The 22,399-nt window shown below is 52.4% G+C and carries 18 protein-coding genes; 13 read left to right on the top strand and 5 right to left on the bottom strand.

Translation table 11 applies throughout. From position 1 onward, the window contains the following. Positions 1 to 65 precede the first annotated feature (65 nt). Entirely contained in the window at positions 66 to 1,496 is a 1,431-nt protein-coding gene (melB, locus tag ACLJRS_RS14555; protein WP_410957836.1) for a melibiose:sodium transporter MelB, read from the bottom strand. An 83-nt stretch (positions 1,497 to 1,579) separates the two neighbouring features. Further along, complete coding sequence (gene melA, locus ACLJRS_RS14550; RefSeq protein WP_001527488.1) at positions 1,580 to 2,935, bottom strand: alpha-galactosidase; 1,356 nt, start codon at positions 2,933 to 2,935, stop codon at positions 1,580 to 1,582. A 268-nt stretch (positions 2,936 to 3,203) separates the two neighbouring features. Between melA and melR the strand changes: the two genes are divergently transcribed. From melR to pmrB, 7 genes are all read left to right on the top strand, one after another. Then, the gene (melR, locus tag ACLJRS_RS14545) at positions 3,204 to 4,136 is read left to right on the top strand and encodes a transcriptional regulator MelR (RefSeq protein ID WP_000106992.1); all 933 of its coding nucleotides are present in this window, start codon (positions 3,204 to 3,206) and stop codon (positions 4,134 to 4,136) included. A 232-nt stretch (positions 4,137 to 4,368) separates the two neighbouring features. Continuing rightward, entirely contained in the window at positions 4,369 to 6,636 is a 2,268-nt protein-coding gene (adiA, locus tag ACLJRS_RS14540; protein WP_001669297.1) for an arginine decarboxylase, read from the top strand. 297 nt (positions 6,637 to 6,933) lie between these two features. Further along, complete coding sequence (locus ACLJRS_RS14535) at positions 6,934 to 7,695, top strand: AraC family transcriptional regulator (protein WP_001217075.1); 762 nt, start codon at positions 6,934 to 6,936, stop codon at positions 7,693 to 7,695. Between the two features lie 139 nt (positions 7,696 to 7,834). Continuing rightward, on the top strand, positions 7,835 to 9,172 hold the full coding sequence (adiC, locus tag ACLJRS_RS14530) for an arginine/agmatine antiporter (protein WP_000093130.1): 1,338 nt from the start codon (positions 7,835 to 7,837) through the stop codon (positions 9,170 to 9,172). Between the two features lie 133 nt (positions 9,173 to 9,305). Beyond that, the gene (gene eptA / locus ACLJRS_RS14525) at positions 9,306 to 10,949 is read left to right on the top strand and encodes a phosphoethanolamine transferase EptA (protein WP_000919293.1); all 1,644 of its coding nucleotides are present in this window, start codon (positions 9,306 to 9,308) and stop codon (positions 10,947 to 10,949) included. Continuing rightward, positions 10,946 to 11,614 carry a two-component system response regulator PmrA gene (gene pmrA, locus ACLJRS_RS14520; RefSeq protein WP_000697899.1) on the top strand — a complete coding sequence of 223 codons (669 nt, stop codon included), beginning with the start codon at positions 10,946 to 10,948 and terminating at the stop codon, positions 11,612 to 11,614. The genes eptA and pmrA overlap by 4 nt, the downstream gene beginning before the upstream one ends. Before the next feature lie 9 nt (positions 11,615 to 11,623). Further along, complete coding sequence (pmrB, locus tag ACLJRS_RS14515) at positions 11,624 to 12,694, top strand: two-component system sensor histidine kinase PmrB (RefSeq protein WP_001212189.1); 1,071 nt, start codon at positions 11,624 to 11,626, stop codon at positions 12,692 to 12,694. 7 nt (positions 12,695 to 12,701) lie between these two features. On the opposite strand, the gene pmrR is transcribed toward pmrB, so the two are convergent. Together pmrR and proP are read right to left on the bottom strand one after the other, a co-directional pair. Continuing rightward, positions 12,702 to 12,791, bottom strand: coding sequence for an LpxT activity modulator PmrR (gene pmrR / locus ACLJRS_RS14510; RefSeq protein WP_000844399.1), 90 nt, complete (start codon positions 12,789 to 12,791; stop codon positions 12,702 to 12,704). Between the two features lie 69 nt (positions 12,792 to 12,860). Next, a complete protein-coding gene (gene proP, locus ACLJRS_RS14505; protein ID WP_000919710.1) occupies positions 12,861 to 14,363 on the bottom strand; it encodes a glycine betaine/L-proline transporter ProP in 1,503 nt (500 codons plus the stop codon). Between the two features lie 467 nt (positions 14,364 to 14,830). Between proP and ACLJRS_RS14500 the strand changes: the two genes are divergently transcribed. From ACLJRS_RS14500 to yjcO, 6 genes are all read left to right on the top strand, one after another. Then, positions 14,831 to 15,166 (top strand): zinc ribbon domain-containing protein YjdM, encoded by a 336-nt coding sequence (locus ACLJRS_RS14500; protein ID WP_000056482.1) that lies wholly within the window; start codon positions 14,831 to 14,833, stop codon positions 15,164 to 15,166. A gap of 119 nt (positions 15,167 to 15,285) precedes the next feature. Beyond that, positions 15,286 to 15,729, top strand: coding sequence for a VOC family metalloprotein YjdN (gene yjdN, locus ACLJRS_RS14495; protein ID WP_001131301.1), 444 nt, complete (start codon positions 15,286 to 15,288; stop codon positions 15,727 to 15,729). Positions 15,730 to 15,880: 151 nt separating this feature from the next. Beyond that, on the top strand, positions 15,881 to 16,315 hold the full coding sequence (gene phnO / locus ACLJRS_RS14490; RefSeq protein ID WP_001673662.1) for an aminoalkylphosphonate N-acetyltransferase: 435 nt from the start codon (positions 15,881 to 15,883) through the stop codon (positions 16,313 to 16,315). Between the two features lie 257 nt (positions 16,316 to 16,572). After that, positions 16,573 to 17,481, top strand: a complete 909-nt coding sequence (lpxO, locus tag ACLJRS_RS14485) for a lipid A hydroxylase LpxO (protein WP_000457031.1) — start codon at positions 16,573 to 16,575, stop codon at positions 17,479 to 17,481. A 353-nt stretch (positions 17,482 to 17,834) separates the two neighbouring features. Further along, positions 17,835 to 19,982, top strand: coding sequence for a formate dehydrogenase H subunit alpha, selenocysteine-containing (locus ACLJRS_RS14480; protein WP_011233236.1), 2,148 nt, complete (start codon positions 17,835 to 17,837; stop codon positions 19,980 to 19,982). Between the two features lie 176 nt (positions 19,983 to 20,158). Then, positions 20,159 to 20,848: a Sel1 family TPR-like repeat protein YjcO gene (gene yjcO, locus ACLJRS_RS14475; RefSeq protein WP_410957835.1), complete on the top strand. Its 690-nt coding sequence runs from the start codon at positions 20,159 to 20,161 to the stop codon at positions 20,846 to 20,848. Positions 20,849 to 21,005: 157 nt separating this feature from the next. Here the strand turns inward: yjcO and gltP are convergent, their stop codons facing one another. After that, positions 21,006 to 22,316, bottom strand: coding sequence for a glutamate/aspartate:proton symporter GltP (gene gltP, locus ACLJRS_RS14470; protein ID WP_000793278.1), 1,311 nt, complete (start codon positions 22,314 to 22,316; stop codon positions 21,006 to 21,008). Positions 22,317 to 22,399 lie beyond the last annotated feature (83 nt).

Here is a 22,399-nt window from a genome sequence, read left to right as displayed (position 1 = left end):
TATCGGTTAATTGCCGGATGGCGCTACGCTTATCCGGCTTATCCGGCCTGCACGAGAGAACATGCTCACGCTTTTACATCGCTGGTCGCTACCACAGAAATCGCCGGGCTATCCGGCTGTTCGACGAATGGCGGCGTTTTCCGGTATTTATCCAGCAGGTGGATCTGAATCTTGCGCAGCATGTCGCCATTCAAACGGTAGTAGCGGAAGTAGAGAACCAACGTCATCATGAAAAACAGTACCGGCAGGACAATCATAATAAACTGCATCCCCTGCAGGGTTTGCGCAGACTGCGCCACGTTCGGCGTGTAGCCAATCAGCCCCAGCACCAAAGCGATAAAGAACGCCGCAAACGCCGAGCCGCCCTTCACGACCATCGTCTGTACGGAATAAGCGATACTCTCGCAGCGAATATTGAGCTTAAATTCCCCATAATCGACCGTATCCGCCACCATGATTACCTGAAGCACCCAAAAGAGCGCGGTCCCGATATTCAGGAAAATACCCGCCGCCACGATTAAAGCGGCATTATGGACATCCGCCAACGCCATCGCGAAGAGCCCTGCGCAACTCAGAACGGGCATCACGGAGGCGCCCGCCCACAATATCCGCCGCGATAACATTTTCACCAGCCGGGGGAAGACAATCAGCGTCAGCAGATTCGCCGCGCCGGCGTAAGAAAGGTAATAGGGAAAAAGATCGGCATCGCCAATCACATAGGTGAAGTAGTAGATCGCAAAGCCATTGATAATATTGGAGGCAATGTTATACGCCAGCGCCATTCCCAACAGGCAAGAGAGCTGATCGTTTTTGTATATCAATCCAACGATCGTTTTTAACGTCAGATGTGGGCGGCCTGCCGTTACACCGTTGTCGGAGGAGTACACCTCATGTACGTTGCGTAATGTCACGATAGTCGAGGCGATAAAGAACGCAATCAGTACCAGCGTAAACATCTGAAAGCCGAACCCACGATCCGCCCCGCCAACATAGCTCACAAACGGCAGCGTTATACCGGCAGTGACGAAGCCAGCCAGACTGGCGAAGAAACGCGGGAACGGCACCAGTTGTTCGCGTTCTCGCTTATCAAGCGTAATGGTCGGCACCAGCGACCAAAATGGGATATCCATAATGGTATACGTCATGCCCCACAGGATGTAGGTTACGCAGACAAATACAACCTGCGCGGTTCCCTCAAAAATATGGGCGCTGAACAGCAGGAAAAGCACCAGCGAATTGGTTAAGGTGCCGATCAATATCCACGGCTTAAATTTCCCCCACCGCGAACGCGTGGCGTTGACAATCCAGCCCATGATGGGATCGTTTATCGCATCCCAGATTCGCGCGACCAGAAAGAGAGTGCCGACGAGGCCGACCGAAAGTCCCACCACATCGGTGTAGTAATACATCAGGTACATATACACAATGCCGATGGCGAAATCCTTACCAAACGCACCGAACCCGTAACTCAGCTTTGTTGTCAGAGAGATGCTCATAGGGTACCGGGTCGCTGTTACCAGCGCCCGCCTTCTGTTAGTAGAGGTTAAACGCCGGATTTGCCGTCCAGCGCGGCTGGAGATTAACGGCGTAACCAGGCCGGAAGCCAGTCGCCATGCGCGGCGATCAGATCGTCAACCAACGCATAGATTTCTTCGATACCCAGCACCGCTGCGGTATGAGGGTCCATCATCGCCGCGTGATACACGCGATCGCGGTTTTCCGTGAGGATGGCTTCGGTCAACAGCGTTTGCACGTTGATGTTGGTCTGCATCATCGCCGCCAGATGAGAAGGGATCGTCCCCACCTTCGTCGGTTGAATGCCGTTGGCATCCACCAGACAAGCCACTTCCACGCAGCTTCCCTGCGGCAGGTTATCAATCAGCCCCTCATTACGCACATTGCCGTAAATCACGCTCGGCTCGCCGGTCCACAGAGCGTTCATAATGGTGCTGGCGTACTCGCGGGACGGTTTGATGTCGATACGCTCGGCGGTTTTATACTCCTCCAGCTCTTTATGCCAGTTCGCCAGTTGTTCTACGCAGCGTTTCGGATATTCATCCAGCGGCACCTTGTAGCGCGCAATCAGATCCTCGCGTCCCGGTTTAATAAACCACGGCGTGTACTCGGCAAAATGCTCTGATGACTCAGTGACGAAGTAGCCCAACTTTTTGAACATCTCATAGCGCACAATGTTCTGGCAGCGTTCATTGCCGTGAATATTGGGCTTCGGCGCCTGTCCGGCGTCATAGGCCGCCAGCAATTCAGGATAGAGATCGACATAAGTCCCGTCAGCCGTTTTGCGCTCCAGTTCCAGGTAAAACGCCATGTGGTTAATGCCGGCGCAGCGGTAGCGCAGCGAGGCGGGATCGATATTCAGGTCGCGCGCCAGTTCTTCCGCTGTTCCCTGTACCGAATGGCACAGGCCGACCTGTTTGATATGCGGATAGCGGGCATACATCGCCCAGGTATTCATCGCCATCGGGTTGACGTAATTGAGCATGGTGGCCTTCGGACAGACTTCCGTCATGTCTTCGCAAATCCGCCACAGATGCGGGATGGTCCGCAGCGCGCGCATGATGCCGCCCGGCCCCAGCGTATCGGCGATCGTCTGTTCCAGGCCATGACGCTTACAAACCTCAAAATCGGTCACGGTGCAGGGTTCATAGCCGCCAATCTGAAAGGCGACCACCACGAAATCCGCATCCTGTAGCGCCGCTTTCTGGTTGGTATGGCAGGTAATCCGGCCAGAAGCGCCCGCTGAGTCCATCAGTTTCCGTACCACAATGTGCGACTCTTCCAGCCGGGTTTCGTCAATATCCATCAGGGCGACATGCGCTGACTTTAGCGCCTCGCGGTGAAACACATCGCCGAGGATATTTTTGACGAAAATCGTAGAACCTGCGCCGATAAAGGTAATTTTGGGTGCCGTCATCATGACTCTCCAGAACAGTAGTGGACACCTTCATGGTGGCACGCGTTCCCGGTGAAAACCTCCGTCTTCCCCGATGAGCATTCCCGAAAACTCAGATCGTATGCTGGCGCGCGGGAGATCTGAGTTTTTGGGACAAAATGGCGTAAAAAGCAGAGTATTCGGCCTGATAGTCAGGCTACGCTCTACAATATCGACGGATTCTGTGTCCGGATTCCCGGTTTCCTCCCGGCTAAAGGGGCATAATTCTGATAATTCAGGAAATGGAGTGACGATGAGTACGCAAGCAATATCCCTCCTCCCGCCCGACCCGCACATGTGCAACGGCGATGAAAAGCAAACCCGTAGCCCGCTGTCGCTCTATTCCGAATATCAACGACTGGACGTTGAACTGAGGCCGCCGCACAGAATGGCCAGCAGTCACTGGCATGGGCAAGTAGAAGTGAATGTTCCGTTTGACGGCGATGTGGAGTATTTAATCAACAATGAAGTCGTGCAGATAAAGCAGGGGCATATCACCCTGTTTTGGGCCTGTACGCCACACCAGCTTACCCGCCCCGGCAACTGCCGCCAGATGGCGATTTTCAGTTTGCCGATGCACCTGTTTCTCTCCTGGCCGCTGGATCGCGATCTTATCAACCACGTCACGCACGGGATGGTGGTTAAATCACTGGCGACCCAGCAGCTTAGCACCTTTGAAGTGTTGCGCTGGCAGCAGGAAACAAGCAGCCCGAATGAGCAAATTCGCCAGTTGGCGATCGATGAAATCGGCCTGATGCTTAAACGCTTTAGCCTTTCCGGCTGGCAGCCCATTTTGCTCAATAAAACATCACGCACCCACAAGAATAGCGTCTCACGCCATGCGCAGTTTTACGTAAGCCAGATGCTGGGATTTATTGCCGATAACTACGATCAGGCGCTCACCATTAACGACGTCGCGGAGCATGTCAAACTCAATGCTAATTACGCGATGGGAATATTCCAGCGGGTTATGCAATTGACGATGAAGCAGTACATCACGGCGATGCGCATCAATCACGTACGTGCCTTATTGAGCGATACTGACAAAACGATCCTCGATGTCGCTCTGACTGCCGGGTTCCGATCCAGCAGCCGTTTTTACAGTACTTTTAGCAAATTTGTCGGTATGTCGCCGCAACAATACCGCAAGCTAAGCCAGCAACGACGCCAGACGATGCCCGGCTAAAGCCGGATACCACTATCAGCCAAAAAAATAATTCACCTGTCGATAAACGGCGGGTGAAATCGCTCGACATCAATAATTAACCCATTGTTTATTAAAAAATAATATCAATAATTGACCATTATTCCATCACTTTACACCCCCTATTTGACGGGGTAATACTTGCCCACGTCACATTCATACGGCGGGTCGGCAAGGCGTAAATTGCACGGCCTCCACAACCGGGTAAAAGATGATGAAAGTATTAATTGTTGAAAGTGAGTTTCTGCATCAGGACACCTGGGTTGGCAACGCGGTTGAGCGTCTGGCGGATGCCCTGAGCCAACAAAATGTTACCGTCATTAAATCGACATCCTTCGATGACGGCTATGCCATCTTGTCCGCGAACGAAGCCATTGACTGTCTGATGTTTAGCTACCAAATGGAACAACCGGATGAGCACCTGAGCGTCAGGCAATTGATCGGTAAGCTTCACGAGCGTCAGCAAAACGTGCCCGTTTTCCTGTTAGGCGACAGGGAAAAAGCGACGGCATCGCTGGACCGCGACCTGCTGGAGCTTGTCGATGAATTCGCCTGGATTCTGGAAGACACCGCTGACTTTATCGCCGGACGCGCCGTTGCCGCCATGACCCGGTATCGCCAGCAACTGTTACCGCCGCTGTTTAACGCGTTGATGAAATACAGCGACATTCATGAATATTCATGGGCGGCGCCGGGACACCAGGGCGGCGTCGGTTTCACTAAAACGCCTGCCGGTCGCTTTTATCACGATTATTATGGCGAAAACCTGTTCCGCAGCGATATGGGGATTGAGCGTACCACGCTCGGTTCACTCCTCGACCATACCGGCGCGTTTGGCGAAAGCGAGAAAAACGCCGCCCGCGTATTCGGTGCTGACCGCTCCTGGTCCGTGGTTGTCGGGACCTCCGGTTCTAACCGTACTATTATGCAGGCCTGTATGACGGATAATGATGTCGTTGTACTGGATCGTAACTGCCATAAATCCATCGAGCAGGGGCTGATCCTCACTGGGGCCAAACCGGTATATATGGTGCCAAGCCGTAACCGTTACGGCATTATCGGGCCAATCTACCCGCAGGAAATGCAGCCTGAAACCTTGCAGAAAAAAATCAGCGCCAGCCCGCTGACCAAAACCAAAGCCGGACAGAAACCGTCTTACAGCGTGGTGACCAACTGTACCTATGACGGCGTATGCTATAACGCCAAAGAGGCGCAGGATCTGCTGGCAAAAACCAGCGATCGCATTCACTTCGACGAAGCATGGTACGGCTATGCGCGCTTCAACCCGATTTATTGCGATCACTACGCGATGCGCGGCGAGCCAGGCGACCATAACGGTCCGACCGTGTTTGCCACCCACTCCACACACAAACTACTGAATGCGCTTTCACAAGCTTCCTACATTCACGTCCGTGAAGGCCGTGGCGCGGTGAATTTCTCCCGCTTCAACCAGGCATATATGATGCATGCCACCACCTCTCCGTTATATGCCATCTGCGCATCCAACGATGTGGCGGTATCGATGATGGACGGTAACAGCGGCCTGTCCCTGACTCAAGAGGTGATTGACGAAGCGGTTGATTTCCGTCAGGCGATGGCGCGTCTTTATAAAGAGTTTACCGATGAAGGCGACTGGTTCTTTAAACCGTGGAATAAAGACGTCGTCACCGATCCACAAACCGGTAAAACATATGACTTCGCCGACGCGCCGGCAAAACTGCTGGCCACCGACCAGAACTGCTGGGTCATGCGCCCCGGAGAAACCTGGCACGGCTTTAAAGACCTGCCGGATAACTGGAGTATGCTGGACCCGATTAAAGTCAGTATCCTGGCGCCGGGTATGGGCGACGATGGCGAACTGGAAGCATCCGGCGTACCCGCTGCGCTGGTCACAGCATGGCTTGGCCGCCACGGTATCGTGCCGACCCGCACCACCGACTTTCAGATTATGTTCCTGTTCTCTATGGGGGTAACTCGCGGGAAATGGGGAACGCTGATCAACACGCTGTGCTCCTTCAAACATCATTACGACGCGAATACGCCGCTGGCGCAGGTGATGCCGGAACTGGTGCAGGATTATCCTGACACTTACGCGAACATGGGTATTCATGACCTGGGCGATAAAATGTTTGCCTGGCTACGTAAAAATAACCCGGGCGCCCGTCTCAACGCCGCCTATTCCACCCTGCCGGTTGCGGAGATTACCCCGCGCGACGCCTACAACGCGATTGTGAACAACAATATTGAAATGGTGGCGATTGAAAATCTACCGGGTCGCATTGCGGCGAACTCCGTTATTCCTTACCCGCCAGGCATCCCGATGCTGCTCTCCGGCGAAAACTTTGGCGATGAAAACAGTCCGCAGGTGGGTTACTTACGCTCACTGCAATCCTGGGATCATCACTTCCCTGGCTTTGAGCATGAAACCGAAGGCACGGAAATTATTGATGGCGTATATCACGTTATGTGCGTGAAAGCCTAATCACAAAGAGTCTTTTTTTTGAGGATGGCATGTATTCCCTGAGTATTGCTGCAAAACAATAATACTGTCATACCTTTTTGCGCGGGCCCCATCCCGCGCTTTTTTTATACAAAAATGACAAGTTTCCACTCGCGTACAACTTTTTGTACACCCTAATTCATCGTACAAATATTGTAATATTATTCAGGAAAGTTATTTTAGTGCAGTTTCAATTCATCACACAATTGACTCAGTCCCCGTTATCTCTCCCGTTTGGCGAGATCCGGTATTTTATGTTCATATTCCAGGAGTTCGGGTATGAGGATTTGCAGCAACGAACCTTGCATAGTGTTATTAACCGAAAAAGATACATGGTTACGAGTAAATGGTAAGGAGCCAATCAGCTTAAAAGCGAATCATATGGCCATTCTGGCTTGTGAAAATAACGTTATTGACATTTCATCATTAAATAGCGTGCTAGTAATACAAGTGAGTCGCAATAATATTAAAGACTATTTACAATTCCTGAATAAAGATCTCTCACACCTTCCCGTCTGGCAACGCAACGCCGATCCCTTATTGACCGCCAACTGTCTGACGCCGGATATCTTCAGGGTCGCCGCCCGCTACAGCGCGATGGAAACACCGGATGAAATTGTTAGTGAACGTACCCGTGCGCTCCTTTTCACCGTTTTATCCCGCTTTCTTGACCACAAAAAATTTATTTCTTTGTTAATGCACATGCTACGCAGCCGCATCAGTGACAGCGTTTACCACATCATTCAGAGCGATATTCATAAAGACTGGAATCTGAGCGCCGTTGCCAGCTGCCTGTGCCTGAGTCCAAGCTTGTTAAAGAAAAAGCTCAAAAACGAGAATACCAGTTATAGCCAAATAATCACGACCTGCCGAATGCGTTATGCCGTAAACCAATTATTAATGGACGGGAAAAATATCTCTCAAGTCTCACAGCTGTGTGGGTATAACAGCACATCATACTTTATTTCCGTGTTTAAAGAGTTTTATGGTATGACCCCCCTGCATTATGTTAGCCAACATCGGGAACGATCGGCTGCCTAATTTTTCTACACTCAACGATAAGACACGATAATAACAGCATTGGCGATAACCCGTCTCCGACATAATTCAGCGGCATTCTGAGGGGGTATGATACGACGTAATTTATCGTAACGAAGTCACCTTTTCAGGAGTCCAAATTATGTCTTCGGATGCTGATGCTCACAAAGTGGGCCTAATCCCCGTCACCTTAATGGTATCGGGGAATATTATGGGTTCAGGGGTATTCTTACTCCCTGCCAACCTGGCGGCCACTGGCGGGATTGCAATCTACGGATGGCTGGTCACTATCATCGGCGCCCTGGCGCTGTCGATGGTTTATGCCAAAATGTCGTCCTTAGATCCCAGTCCCGGCGGTTCTTATGCCTACGCACGCCGCTGCTTCGGGCCGTTTTTGGGCTATCAAACGAACGTGCTGTACTGGCTGGCATGCTGGATCGGTAATATCGCGATGGTCGTTATCGGCGTCGGCTATCTGAGCTATTTCTTCCCGATTCTGAAAGATCCGCTGGTATTAACGCTTACCTGCGTCGCGGTGCTGTGGATTTTTGTTCTGCTGAACATCGTCGGGCCGAAAATGATTACCCGCGTACAGGCCGTCGCCACCGTACTGGCGCTGGTGCCTATCGTAGGGATTGCGGTCTTCGGCTGGTTCTGGTTTAAAGGCGAAACCTATATGGCGGCCTGGAACGTGAGCGGCATGAATACCTTCGGGGCGATTCAAAGCACGTTGAACGTCACGCTATGGTCATTCATCGGGGTAGAAAGCGCCTCCGTTGCGGCCGGTGTGGTCAAAAACCCGAAACGCAATGTGCCTATCGCCACCATCGGCGGGGTACTGATCGCCGCCGTCTGCTATGTGCTCTCCACAACGGCGATTATGGGGATGATCCCCAACGCGGCGCTGCGCGTGTCGGCATCGCCTTTCGGTGACGCGGCGCGTATGGCGCTGGGCGATACCGCAGGGGCTATTGTTTCCTTCTGTGCGGCAGCAGGTTGCCTGGGCTCTCTCGGCGGCTGGACGCTGCTTGCCGGTCAAACCGCAAAAGCGGCGGCGGACGATGGTCTCTTCCCGCCAATCTTCGCACGGGTTAATAAAGCCGGTACGCCAGTGGCTGGGTTGCTTATCGTCGGCGTGCTGATGACTATCTTCCAGTTCAGCAGTATGTCGCCGAACGCCGCGAAAGAGTTTGGTCTGGTCTCCTCCGTGTCGGTTATCTTCACCCTGGTGCCTTATCTTTACACCTGTGCCGCGCTGTTGCTATTGGGCCACGGTCACTTTGGTAAAGCGCGCCCGCTGTATCTGCTGATTACCTTCGTCGCGTTTGTGTATTGCATCTGGGCGGTCATCGGTTCCGGCGCCAAAGAAGTGATGTGGTCGTTCGTCACGTTGATGGTGATCACCGCGCTGTATGCGTTGAATTACAACCGTATTCACAAAAACCCGTATCCGCTGGATGCGCCGGTTAAACAGGATTGACCACGTGTAGTTAATGTTATCGCAACAGGCCGGATAGCGCAGGTTATCCGGCCGCCACCAACATTAAGTTCTTAAGGTTCACTTAATTTTACTTTGTCACGATTAGCGTCACCGAATCGATGGACGCATCAACATGTTAAAGCGCTTTCTTAAAAGACCTGTTCTTGGGCAAATCGCCTGGCTTCTGCTTTTTTCCTTTTATATTGCCGTCTGCCTGAACATTGCGTTCTACAAGCAGGTACTACAAGACCTACCGTTAAACTCGCTGCGCAATGTGCTGGTGTTTATTTCCATGCCGGTCGTCGCGTTTAGCGTGGTCAATAGTGTGCTGACGCTGGCCTCATTTATTTGGCTAAACCGACTGCTGGCCTGCGTTTTTATTCTGGTCGGCGCTGCCGCGCAGTATTTTATTTTGACTTACGGCATCATCATCGATCGCTCCATGATCGCCAATATGATGGATACCACGCCCGCGGAAACCTTTGCGCTGATGACGCCGCAAATGGTGCTGACGCTGGGATTAAGCGGCGTTCTGGCAGCCGTGATTGCCTTCTGGGTCAAAATCCGCCCGGCGACGCCGCGCTTACGTAGCGGGCTTTACCGCCTGGCCAGCGTCCTGATCTCTATTTTATTAGTTATTCTGGTCGCCGCCTTTTTCTATAAAGATTACGCCTCGCTATTTCGAAATAATAAACAGTTGATCAAATCGTTAAGCCCATCGAACAGTATTGTCGCCAGTTGGTCATGGTATTCGCATCAACGGCTGGCGAATTTGCCGCTGGTACGCATTGGCGAGGATGCCCATCGCAATCCATTAATGCTGAAAGGCGATCGCAAAAACCTGACGATTCTCATCGTTGGCGAAACCTCGCGCGGCGATGATTTCTCTCTTGGCGGCTATCCGCGCGACACCAATCCGCGGCTGGCGAAAGACGATGTGATCTACTTCCCGCATACCACCTCTTGCGGTACGGCGACCGCGATCTCCGTTCCCTGCATGTTTTCTGATATGCCGCGCAAACATTATGACGAAGAGCTGGCGCATCACCAGGAAGGGCTGCTGGATATTATCCAGCGCGCGGGGATTAACGTACTGTGGAATGATAATGACGGCGGCTGTAAAGGCGCATGCGATCGCGTTCCGCATCAAAATGTCACCGAGCTAAACCTGCCCGGACAATGTATCGACGGCGAGTGCTACGATGAAGTGTTATTTCACGGTCTGGAAGACTATATCGACCATTTGAAAGGCGATGGCGTTATTGTATTACATACCATCGGCAGCCACGGCCCAACCTATTACAACCGTTATCCACCGCAGTTTAAAAAATTTACCCCAACCTGTGACACTAACGAAATTCAGAACTGTTCCCAACAGCAGTTGATCAACACCTATGATAATACCGTGCTGTACGTGGACTATATTGTAGATAAAGCCATTAACCTGCTGAAATCTCATCAGGATAAATTCACCACCAGCCTGGTCTATCTTTCCGATCACGGCGAATCATTGGGTGAAAATGGCGTTTATTTACACGGTTTGCCGTATTCCATTGCGCCGGATACGCAAAAACATGTCCCGATGCTCATTTGGCTTTCTAAAGATTATCAACAGCGTTATCAGGTGGATCAGGCCTGCCTGCAAAAACGGGCGAGCACGCTGGATTATTCACAGGACAATCTTTTCTCAACCATGCTGGGATTAACCGGCGTACAAACGACGTATTACCAGGCCGCAGATGATATTCTGCAACCGTGCAGGAGACTAAGCGAATGAAGATACTGATTGTTGAAGACGACACGCTATTATTACAGGGGTTAATACTCGCCGCGCAAACCGAAGGCTATGCGTGTGATGGCGTTTCGACAGCGCGTGCCGCCGAGCATAGCCTGGAGTCTGGTCATTACAGTCTGATGGTGCTGGATTTAGGGCTGCCCGATGAGGATGGCCTGCATTTCCTGACGCGAATCCGACAGAAAAAATATACCCTGCCGGTACTCATTCTGACCGCCCGCGATACGCTCAACGATCGCATTACCGGGCTGGATGTCGGCGCAGATGATTATCTGGTTAAACCCTTCGCCCTGGAGGAGTTGCACGCCCGCATCCGCGCGCTGCTGCGCCGCCATAATAATCAGGGTGAAAGTGAACTGACGGTTGGCAATCTGACGCTCAATATAGGCCGCCATCAGGCATGGAGGGATGGACAGGAACTGACCCTGACGCCTAAGGAGTACGCGCTGCTCTCACGGTTGATGCTCAAGGCAGGCAGTCCGGTGCACCGGGAAATTCTTTATAACGATATCTACAACTGGGATAACGAACCCTCGACCAACACTCTGGAAGTGCATATACATAATTTGCGCGACAAAGTCGGCAAGTCGCGCATTCGCACGGTTCGCGGGTTTGGCTACATGCTGGTTGCCACTGAGGAAAGCTAAGTGAGCCTGATGCGTTTTCAGCGAAGAGCGATGACCCTTCGCCAGCGTTTAATGCTGACAATTGGTCTTATTCTGCTGGTGTTCCAGTTAATCAGTACCTTCTGGTTATGGCATGAAAGCACTGAGCAAATCCAATTGTTCGAGCAGGCGCTGCGGGATAATCGCAACAACGATCGCCATATCATGCACGAAATTCGCGAGGCGGTCGCCAGCCTGATCGTCCCCGGCGTATTTATGGTTAGCCTGACGCTGCTAATTTGTTACCAGGCGGTACGGCGTATTACCCGTCCGCTCGCCGAACTGCAAAAAGAGCTGGAAGCGCGAACGGCGGATAATCTGGCGCCGATCGCCATTCACAGCTCCACGCTTGAGATTGAGTCCGTCGTCTCGGCGATCAATCAACTGGTTACGCGTTTGACCACCACGCTCGACAATGAACGCCTTTTTACCGCCGATGTGGCCCATGAGCTACGCACGCCGCTGTCGGGGGTGCGTTTGCATCTGGAATTATTGTCAAAAACCCACAATGTTGATGTCGCGCCGCTTATCGCCCGTCTTGACCAGATGATGGATAGCGTCTCCCAGCTTCTGCAACTGGCGCGCGTGGGCCAGTCATTCTCTTCCGGGAATTATCAGGAAGTAAAACTGCTGGAAGATGTGATCCTCCCTTCCTACGATGAGCTGAACACCATGCTGGAAACGCGCCAGCAAACTCTGTTGCTGCCGGAAAGCGCGGCGGACGTGGTGGTGCGCGGTGACGCGACGTTACTGCGTATGTTGCTGCGAAATCTGGTGGAAAACGCGCATCGCTATAGCCCTGAAGGAACCCATATCACTATCCACATTAGCGCCGACCCCGACGCTATTATGGCGGTCGAAGACGAGGGGCCGGGTATTGATGAAAGCAAATGCGGGAAGCTAAGCGAAGCGTTCGTGCGGATGGACAGCCGTTATGGCGGAATTGGCCTGGGGCTGAGTATCGTCAGCCGCATCACCCAGCTACATCAGGGACAGTTTTTCCTGCAAAACCGTACGGAAAGAACAGGCACCCGTGCCTGGGTGCTGTTGAAAAAGGCATAACAGGCGTTTAATACGTCGTGACCCACACATAGATAAAACTGCTGACAATCAGCACACTACACAGGGTCGTCAAACTTTTATAAATATAGCTTTTCATGACGCTCTCCTCCAAAGGTATGGAGGAGAGTATGCCCGCGAGAGATTAAGCGAACCTTAAGCGCGAAATTTATTCATCGATACGCGGATGTTGCTGTACCAGACGCGAACGTTTGACCTGCAGCTCCGCAATTTCCTGATCGATGTCGTCGATTTTCTGCTCAATATTATCGTAATGCTCACCCAGAATTTCCTTCGCTTCCTGGATGTCCGACGCCGCTGGCGTTGCGCCTTTTAACGGACGATTGGCCGTCTCTTTCATGGAAATACCGGTAATCAAGCCTATCACCGCGATGACCATCAAATAATACGCCGGCATCATCAGATCCTGCGAGCTTTCCACCAGCCAGGCCGCCAGCGTTGGCGTCAGACCGGCAATCAATACAGAGATATTAAAAGCCGCCGCCAGCGCGCTGTAACGAATATGCGTCGGAAACATCGCCGGCAATGTCGAGGCCATCACCCCGGTAAAGCAGTTCAGAATCACCGCCAGCATCAACAAACCGGCAAAAATCAGGCCAATAACGTTACTGTTAATCAGGATGAAGGCCGGGATCGCCAGCGCGAACAGCGCAATGCTGCCCATAATCACAAATGGACGTCGACCGAAACGGTCGCTCAGCAGCCCCATCACCGGCTGCACAAACAGCATCCCGATCATAATGGCGATGATAATCAACACGCCGTGATCTTCAGAATAGTGCAGGTTATGCGACAGGTAGCTCGGCATGTAGGTGAGCAGCATGTAGTAGGTCACGTTGGTGGCAATCACCAGACCGATACATGACAACAGGCTACGCCAGTGTTTGGTGGCAATCTCTTTAAAGGAGACTTTCGGCCCATCCTGCAACCCTTCGCGGTCGCCCTGCTCCAGTTTATCCACGTGCTGCTGAAACGCTGGCGTCTCCTCCAGCGCATGGCGTAAGTAGAGACCAATAATCCCCAATGGCAGGGCGATAAAGAACGGAATACGCCAGCCCCACTCAAGGAAATTCTCCTCGCCGACAATCGTCGAGATCAAGACCACCACGCCCGCGCCCAGCACGAACCCGGCGATGGAACCAAAATCCAGCCAGCTTCCCATAAATCCGCGTTTACGATCCGGCGAATATTCCGCGACAAAGATCGACGCGCCGGTATATTCCCCGCCAACCGAGAAGCCCTGCGCCATTTTACACAGCAACAACAGTATTGGCGCCCAGATACCGATCGTCGCGTAAGAGGGGATTAACCCGATACAGAAGGTACTGATCGACATAATCACAATCGTGATCGCCAGGATCTTCTGGCGCCCGTATTTATCGCCGAGCATACCAAAGAATAACCCGCCGAGCGGACGAATCAGGAAGGGAACGGAAAACGTGGCCAGCGCGGCAATCATTTGAACGCTGGGATCGGCGCCGGGGAAAAAGACTTTACCCAACGCGTAGGCAACAAATCCATAAACACCAAAATCAAACCACTCCATCGCGTTGCCCAGCGAGGCGGCGGTAATCGCTTTGCGAAGTTTACCGTCATCAATGATGGTCACATCGCCCAGTGTAATCGGTTTTATTTTTTTCCTTTTCAGCATAGCTGTCCTCATAGGCTAAGCCCTGTAGCGCTATATACGGCGGGCACTGGCATACCGCGCCAGCGTCGCCGTCGAGCGGAGGGAGGGGCGCGAACGCTATCCCTCATACAAGCGTAGCAGGTTTACTTACACTGTCCGGTTACGGACTGTACAACCGAACCTGTTGACGCCTGAATGGGCAGTTAATGACCTTTTTACCCTAACAGGGTTTAAATATGTGATCAACTTCACACATATATGTCAATTCGGTCAAAAGGTGTAAATAAGGACGCCCTAATGCGCTGTGGTGACAGTAAAAAAGCGGTTATTCGAGTGTAAACCATTGCTGACTGGCGTGGCGCAGACCCTTTTATAAAAGCGGCAATAGTCCCGACAACGCTAAGGATTTTGTGTATAATTGCGGCCTTTTTCGGCGATCTGCCATTTTTGGGCGCGTTTGCCCCCGCTGACTTTTTGAGGATACCAACATGTCATTACCCCACTGCCCGCAATGTAACTCCGAATATACCTACGAAGATAACGGCATGTTCATCTGCCCGGAATGCGCTCACGAATGGAACGATGCGGAACCCGCTCAGGAGAGCGATGAGCTGATTGTCAAAGACGCCAACGGCAACCTGCTGGCAGACGGCGATAGCGTCACCATCGTGAAAGATCTGAAAGTAAAAGGTAGCTCTTCCATGCTGAAAATCGGCACCAAAGTGAAGAACATTCGTCTGGTTGAAGGCGACCATAACATCGACTGCAAAATCGATGGTTTTGGCCCGATGAAACTGAAATCCGAGTTCGTGAAAAAGAACTGATTTACCGTGTCATTGCCCGGTAGCGCCTTGCTTACCGGGCCTGAGCGGCCCTGCCACCGACAATATTGTGCCAATTTCGAACTACACTTAACGAGCATCTCTTACCTGAGGTAACCATCATGCCGTTAAGTCCCTATCTCTCTTTTGCCGGCAACTGTGCCGACGCCATCGCGTATTATCAACAAACGTTAGGCGCAGAACTGCTTTATAAACTCAGCTTCGGTGAAATGCCCCCCTCGGCGGCGGATAACGAAGAGGGCTGCCCGTCAGGAATGCGCTTTCCCGATACTGCTATCGCCCACGCCAACATGCGCATTGCCGGCAGCGATATCATGATGAGTGATGCCAGCGCGTCGGGAACGGCGCATTATTCCGGCTTTACGCTGGTGCTTGATACCCAGGATGTAGCAGAAGGGAAGCGCTGGTTTGATAACCTTGCCGCACAAGGGCAAATCGAAATGGACTGGCAGGAGACTTTCTGGGCGCAGGGTTTCGGCAAGGTCAGCGATCGTTTCGGGGTGCCGTGGATGATTAACGTGGTTAAACATCAGCCTGCCACCTAACTCCCCGGGAGGCTCGCCCTCCCCCTTGCCATCAGATTGATCTTTGGCTGCACGTTATCCGCCGTTTAGCTGCCATAGAATAAATAATGACGGTAGTTTGCTACAGTCTGGCGAAAGATGGTTGATCCTGATGAAGCGTCGGGAGGACATTATGCCAGTCTGTGAATTACGCCACGCGACAACAGAGGATACCGATTCTGTTTACGCGCTTATCTGTGAGTTACTTAAAAATGAGCTTGATTATCAGGCTTTCAGGGATGGGTTCGCCGCTAATTTACTGGACCCCAACCTTCATTATCGTTTAGCGCTACGCAACGGAGAGGTAGTCGGCATGATCAGCCTGCATATGCAGTTTCATCTCCATCATGCCAACTGGATTGGCGAAATTCAGGAGCTGGTGGTATTACCGCCGATGCGGGGACAAAAAATTGGCAGTCAGCTTCTGGCCTGGGCAGAAGAAGAAGCACGTCAGGCGGGCGCCGAGCTAACGGAGCTTTCCACAAATATTAAACGCCGCGATGCACACCGTTTTTATCTTCGCGAAGGTTACAAGCAAAGTCATTTTCGGTTTACGAAAGCATTGTGATCTGGCAGCCGTCATCAGGAGATAAGGCATAACGTAATCAGCCGTCACCGGGTGAAGTAGCGGAGCCATCTCAATTCTACTGTCGGCAAGCCTGGATAAAGGTTAAACGGGCTGACTCGCTTCTTTAGCAAAAATGGCCCTTTTAAGTTGTAGAAATGTAAATTTATTGTCAACGAACTACACTTTTCTCTTTGGCATCACCGGGAGGGTTGCCTGAAAATCCCGGGATGAGGTTTTCTTAGAAGGACAGTGACGTTATGTTCGCAGCAATCATTATCGGTATTTTTATTATCAGCGTCATTTATGCGCATTCACGCGGTGTGGAAAAACAAAAACTTTCCCGTCAACTCTTTGACCACTCGACGTTTATGGCGCCGATCAATATGTTCATGACTCGCTTCTCAACGTTACCGGCAAAGCAGCCGTACTTTGATACCACGGCATTTCCAGAGCTGCAGAAGCTGACGGAAAACTGGCAGGTGATTCGTGAAGAGGCGCTACGGCTTCAGCATCACATAAAAGCCGCGCAGGCCAATAACGACGCCGGATTCAACACCTTTTTCAAGCGCGGCTGGAAACGGTTTTACCTTAAATGGTATTCCGATGCCCACCCGTCGGCGGAAACGTTATGCCCGATAACGACAAAGCTGGTCAACAGCATCCCCTCTATTAAAGCGGCGATGTTCGCCGAGTTGCCTCCCGGGGCCTATCTGGGAAAACATCGCGACCCCTATGCCGGTTCAGTACGTTACCATCTTGGATTAAGCACACCGAATGACGACCGCTGTTTTATTGAAGTTGATCGACAGCGCCATAGCTGGCGCGACGGCAAAGCCGTCATCTTCGACGAAACCTACGTTCATTGGGCGGAAAATAAAACTGAGCAGACGCGTATTATCCTCTTTTGCGATATTGAGCGCCCAATGAAATGGCGCTGGGCGCAGAGCGTAAACCACTGGGTCGGCGCATCGTTGATGTCCGCCGCCAGTTCGCCAAACGACGAGAACGATCGCACCGGTGCGATTAATCGCATCTTTAAATACGTTCACGCAGCACGCGATGCCGGGCAACGTCTGAAAAAGAAAAACCGCACTCTCTATTACGCGCTGAAATATCTCGTTATTGCTGCTATTTTTGCCGCGATAATCCTTTTCAGCCTCCTCTGAAGCCGGCCGCGGTATGGAACTGCCTGCCGCGGCCTGTTCTATCCTGGCGTTAGTCTCAAAGCGTTCCCTGGCCTTGAGTCTATCCATCCGGATAATTTCCACTTCAGGCAGAGCAGATTGCCGGATAGCGGCTCCGCCTTATCTGGCCTGCGCTCCGCGTTTCTCCCCATAATAAATGTCATGCGGTATTTTCTTTCGACACGTCAAAACTGACGATAGCCTGTTTTTCGTCAGGGTTTTGAGCAAAATTCGCCCGTAATATCAGGGAAAGCCCATACTAAAAAAGTGGCATAAAACATGCATACTGAGGGCGACAGCGCGTATGCGCGATTTGATTAACTGGAGCGAAACCGATGAAAAAAGTCGTCACGGTTTGCCCGTATTGCGCATCAGGTTGCAAAATCAATCTGGTGGTCGATAACGGCAAAATCGTCCGGGCTGAGGCGGCGCAGGGGAAAACCAACCAGGGTACCCTGTGTCTGAAGGGCTACTACGGCTGGGATTTTATTAATGATACCCAGATCCTGACCCCGCGCCTGAAAACCCCAATGATCCGTCGCCAGCGTGGCGGCAAACTGGAATCTGTTTCCTGGGATGAAGCGCTCAATTACGTCGCTGAACGTTTGAGCGCCATCAAAGCGAAGTACGGTCCGGATGCAATCCAGACAACCGGCTCCTCTCGCGGTACCGGAAATGAAACCAACTATGTAATGCAAAAATTCGCACGCGCCGTTATTGGTACCAATAACGTTGACTGCTGCGCTCGCGTCTGACACGGCCCATCGGTTGCAGGTCTGCACCAATCGGTCGGTAACGGCGCAATGAGTAATGCTATCAATGAAATTGATAACACTGATTTAGTGTTCGTCTTCGGGTATAACCCGGCGGATTCCCACCCTATCGTGGCGAATCATGTGATTAACGCTAAACGCAACGGGGCGAAAATTATCGTCTGCGATCCGCGCAAAATTGAAACCGCGCGCATTGCTGACATGCATATCGCGTTGAAAAACGGCTCGAATATCGCGCTGCTCAACGCCATGGGGCATGTCATTATTGAAGAAAACCTGTACGACAAAGCGTTTGTCGCCAGCCGTACCGAAGGTTTTGAAGAATACAGTAAGATTGTCGAAGGCTATACGCCGGAGTCCGTCGAAGAGATCACTGGCGTGAGCGCACAGGAAATTCGTCAGGCGGCGCGGATGTATGCCAGCGCGAAAAGCGCAGCGATCTTGTGGGGTATGGGCGTCACCCAGTTCTATCAGGGTGTGGAAACCGTGCGTTCACTGACCAGCCTCGCGATGCTGACCGGCAACCTCGGCAAGCCAAGCGCGGGCGTTAACCCGGTTCGCGGCCAGAACAACGTTCAGGGCGCGTGCGATATGGGCGCGCTGCCGGATACTTATCCGGGCTACCAGTACGTTAAGTTCCCGGAAAACCGCGAGAAGTTCGCTAAAGCCTGGGGCGTAGAAAGTCTGCCTGCGCATACCGGCTATCGCATCAGCGAGCTGCCGCACCGTGCGGCGCATGGCGAAGTGCGCGCGGCGTACATTATGGGTGAAGATCCGCTGCAAACCGATGCGGAACTCTCTGCAGTACGTAAAGCGTTTGAGGATCTGGAACTGGTCATCGTGCAGGATATCTTCATGACCAAAACCGCGTCGGCGGCGGATGTGATTTTACCCTCTACCTCATGGGGCGAGCATGAAGGCGTCTTCTCTGCGGCTGACCGTGGCTTCCAGCGCTTCTTTAAAGCCGTTGAGCCGAAGTGGGACCTGAAAACCGACTGGCAGATTATCAGTGAAATCGCCACCCGGATGGGCTATCCGATGCACTACAACAACACCCAGGAGATCTGGGATGAGTTGCGTCATCTGTGCCCGGATTTCTACGGCGCCACTTACGAGAAAATGGGCGAGCTGGGGTATATCCAGTGGCCGTGCCGCGACACGTCAGATGCCGATCAGGGAACCTCGTACCTCTTTAAAGAGAAGTTCGATACCCCCAACGGTCTGGCGCAGTTCTTCACCTGCGACTGGGTAGCGCCTATCGATAAACTCACCGAAGAGTACCCGATGGTACTGTCGACGGTGCGCGAAGTCGGCCACTACTCCTGCCGCTCAATGACCGGTAACTGTGCGGCGCTGGCCGCGCTGGCCGATGAACCGGGCTATGCGCAAATCAATACCGCCGACGCCGCGCGTCTGGGCATTGAAGATGAAGCGCTGGTGTGGGTTCATTCGCGCAAAGGTAAAATCATCACCCGCGCGCAGGTCAGCGATCGCCCGAACAAAGGGGCGATTTACATGACCTACCAGTGGTGGATTGGCGCCTGTAACGAGCTGGTGACTGAAAACCTCAGCCCGATTACCAAAACGCCGGAGTACAAATACTGCGCCGTACGCGTTGAGCCGATCGCCGATCAGCGAGCCGCCGAGCAGTATGTGATTGATGAGTACAACAAGCTGAAAACCCGCCTGCGCGAAAGCGCAATGGGTTGATCTGCCGGATGGCGGCATCAGAATGCTTTATTCGGCCTGCGTCTACTGTAGGCCTGATTAGATGCATTAGCATCGCCATCAGGCATTTTCCCTATAACAGCCTCCGCCCGGAGGCTGTTTTTTTATCCATACGATCTCTTTATACTGTCTTTTCCGTACCCTAAATAAAACTCAAAATGAAACTACTTCTTGCATTGATGTTGTTTATGACATTCTTTGCCCATGCCGCAGATCCTGAGCCGGGTAGCCAGTATTGGCAGGCAGCAGAGGCAGGTGACAGACGCGCACAATATTTTCTGGCCGACAGTTGGTTGAGCTATGGCGATTTGAACAAAGCTGAATACTGGGCGCAAAAAGCCGCCGACAGTGGCGACGCCGACGCCTGCGCGCTACTGGCGCAAATCAAAATCACTAATCCGGTAAGCCTGGATTATCCCGACGCGAAAAAGCTGGCTGAAAAGGCGGCTAACGCGGGCAGTAAAGCGGGAGAAATTACGCTGGCGCGGATCCTGGTCAACACCCAGGCCGGGCGTCCGGACTACCCAAAAGCCATCTCGCTGCTGCAAAAGGCCTCTGAAGATCTGGATAACGACTCCGCGGTGGATGCGCAAATGTTGCTTGGCCTGATTTACGCCAACGGCGTGGGCATTGCCGCCGATGATGAAAAAGCCGCCAGGTATTTCAAACGCAGTTCCGCCATTTCCCGTACCGGCTATTCAGAATACTGGGCGGGAATGATGTTTTTAAACGGTGAACCGGGCTTTATTGAAAAGAATAAGCAGAAGGCGTTGCACTGGTTGAATCTAAGCTGTCTGGAAGGGTTTGATACCGGTTGCGAAGAGTTCGAAACGCTAACGAATGGCTGATGTTTATTGCCTGATGAACGTAGTCGTTGTAGGCCTGATAAGCGTAGCGCCATCAGGCAACCCGGAGTAGGTTGCCGGGTGGCAGCGTGAACGCCTTATCCGGCCTACATTCTCTTTCGCTGTAGGCCGGATAAGCAAAGCGCCATCCGGCAATCCGTTATTGGGCGGTCTTATCAAATTTGCCCAGCACGTCGCGCTCGTAGGCCAGCGCTTTTTTGCGGTCAAACTTGTGTTCCCACTTGGCGATCACCAGCACCGCCAGCGCATTCCCCACCACATTTAGCGCAGTACGCGCCATGTCGAGGATACGGTCGACACCAGCGATAAACGCCAGCCCTTCCAGCGGAATGCCCACGCTGCCCAGCGTCGCCAGTAACACCACGAAGGAAACGCCTGGCACGCCGGCAATCCCTTTCGACGTCACCATCAGCGTCAGCACCAGTACAATTTCCTGCCACAGCGACAGGTCGATACCGTATAGCTGCGCGATAAAAATGGCGGCGATGCTCTGGTATAACGTGGAGCCGTCGAGGTTAAATGAGTAACCGGTCGGTACCACGAAACTGGTGATAGAGGCTGGCGCGCCGTAAGCTTCCATCTTCTCGATAATGCGCGGCAGTACGCTCTCGGAGCTGGCGGTCGAGTACGCCAGAATCAATTCATCTTTCAGAATGCGAATCAGAATCCAGATACTTAACCCGCACAGGCGCGCCACGATGCCCAGCACTACAAGCGCAAAGAAGATAATGGCAAAGTGTACCAGCAGCACCAGTTTCGCCAGCGGCCACAGCGACGCGAAACCAAAATTCGCCACCGTGACGGCGATCAGCGCAAAAACGCCCACTGGCGCATAGCGCATCACCATATGGGTGACTTTAAACATGGTTTCAGAGATGGAACGAAATACCGTCACCAGCGGTTCGCGGTGCGTTGCCGGCAGGGATGACAACCCCAGCCCAAACAGGACCGAGAAAAAGATAATTGGCAGCATATCCCCTTTGGCCATCGATGCGATGATATTGGTCGGCACCAGCGACAGTATCGTCCCCATCAGCCCATGCGCATGACTTTGTACTTCCGCCGTGGTGTTCTGGTATTTCGAAATATCGACGGTCGCCAGTTGCGACATATCAATGCCTGAGCCTGGCTGAAAGACATTCGCCAGCGTAATGCCGAGGATAATCGCCACCGTGGTGATCAGTTCAAAATAGAGAATGGTTTTGGCGCCGATACGGCCTAGCTGTTTCGCATCGCCAACGCCGGCGATGCCGACAATCAGAGTCGAGATCACGATCGGCACGACGATCATTTTAATCAGGTGGATAAAGATATCGCCAGCAGGCGACAGCAGGTTGGCAATCAGCCATTCACGACTGTCACTGTGATAATGCAGATAGCTGCCCAACAGAATGCCCAGCACCATAGCCAGCAAAATTTGCCAGGCCAGGCTGACTTTCAAATTTTTCATAACAACAGACTTCCTCGATGAAGCGTTGCTCTCCGCCGAAAGCATGAGAGCAATACATACTGAAAGGGTATGATTTGTGTTGC

Source organism: Salmonella sp. SAL00670 (genome assembly GCF_046552235.1).
In the GTDB taxonomy this organism is placed as follows: domain Bacteria; phylum Pseudomonadota; class Gammaproteobacteria; order Enterobacterales; family Enterobacteriaceae; genus Salmonella; species Salmonella enterica.
The sequence above is the reverse complement of the archived record's forward strand: the minus strand, read 5'-3'. Positions and strand labels throughout refer to the sequence as shown.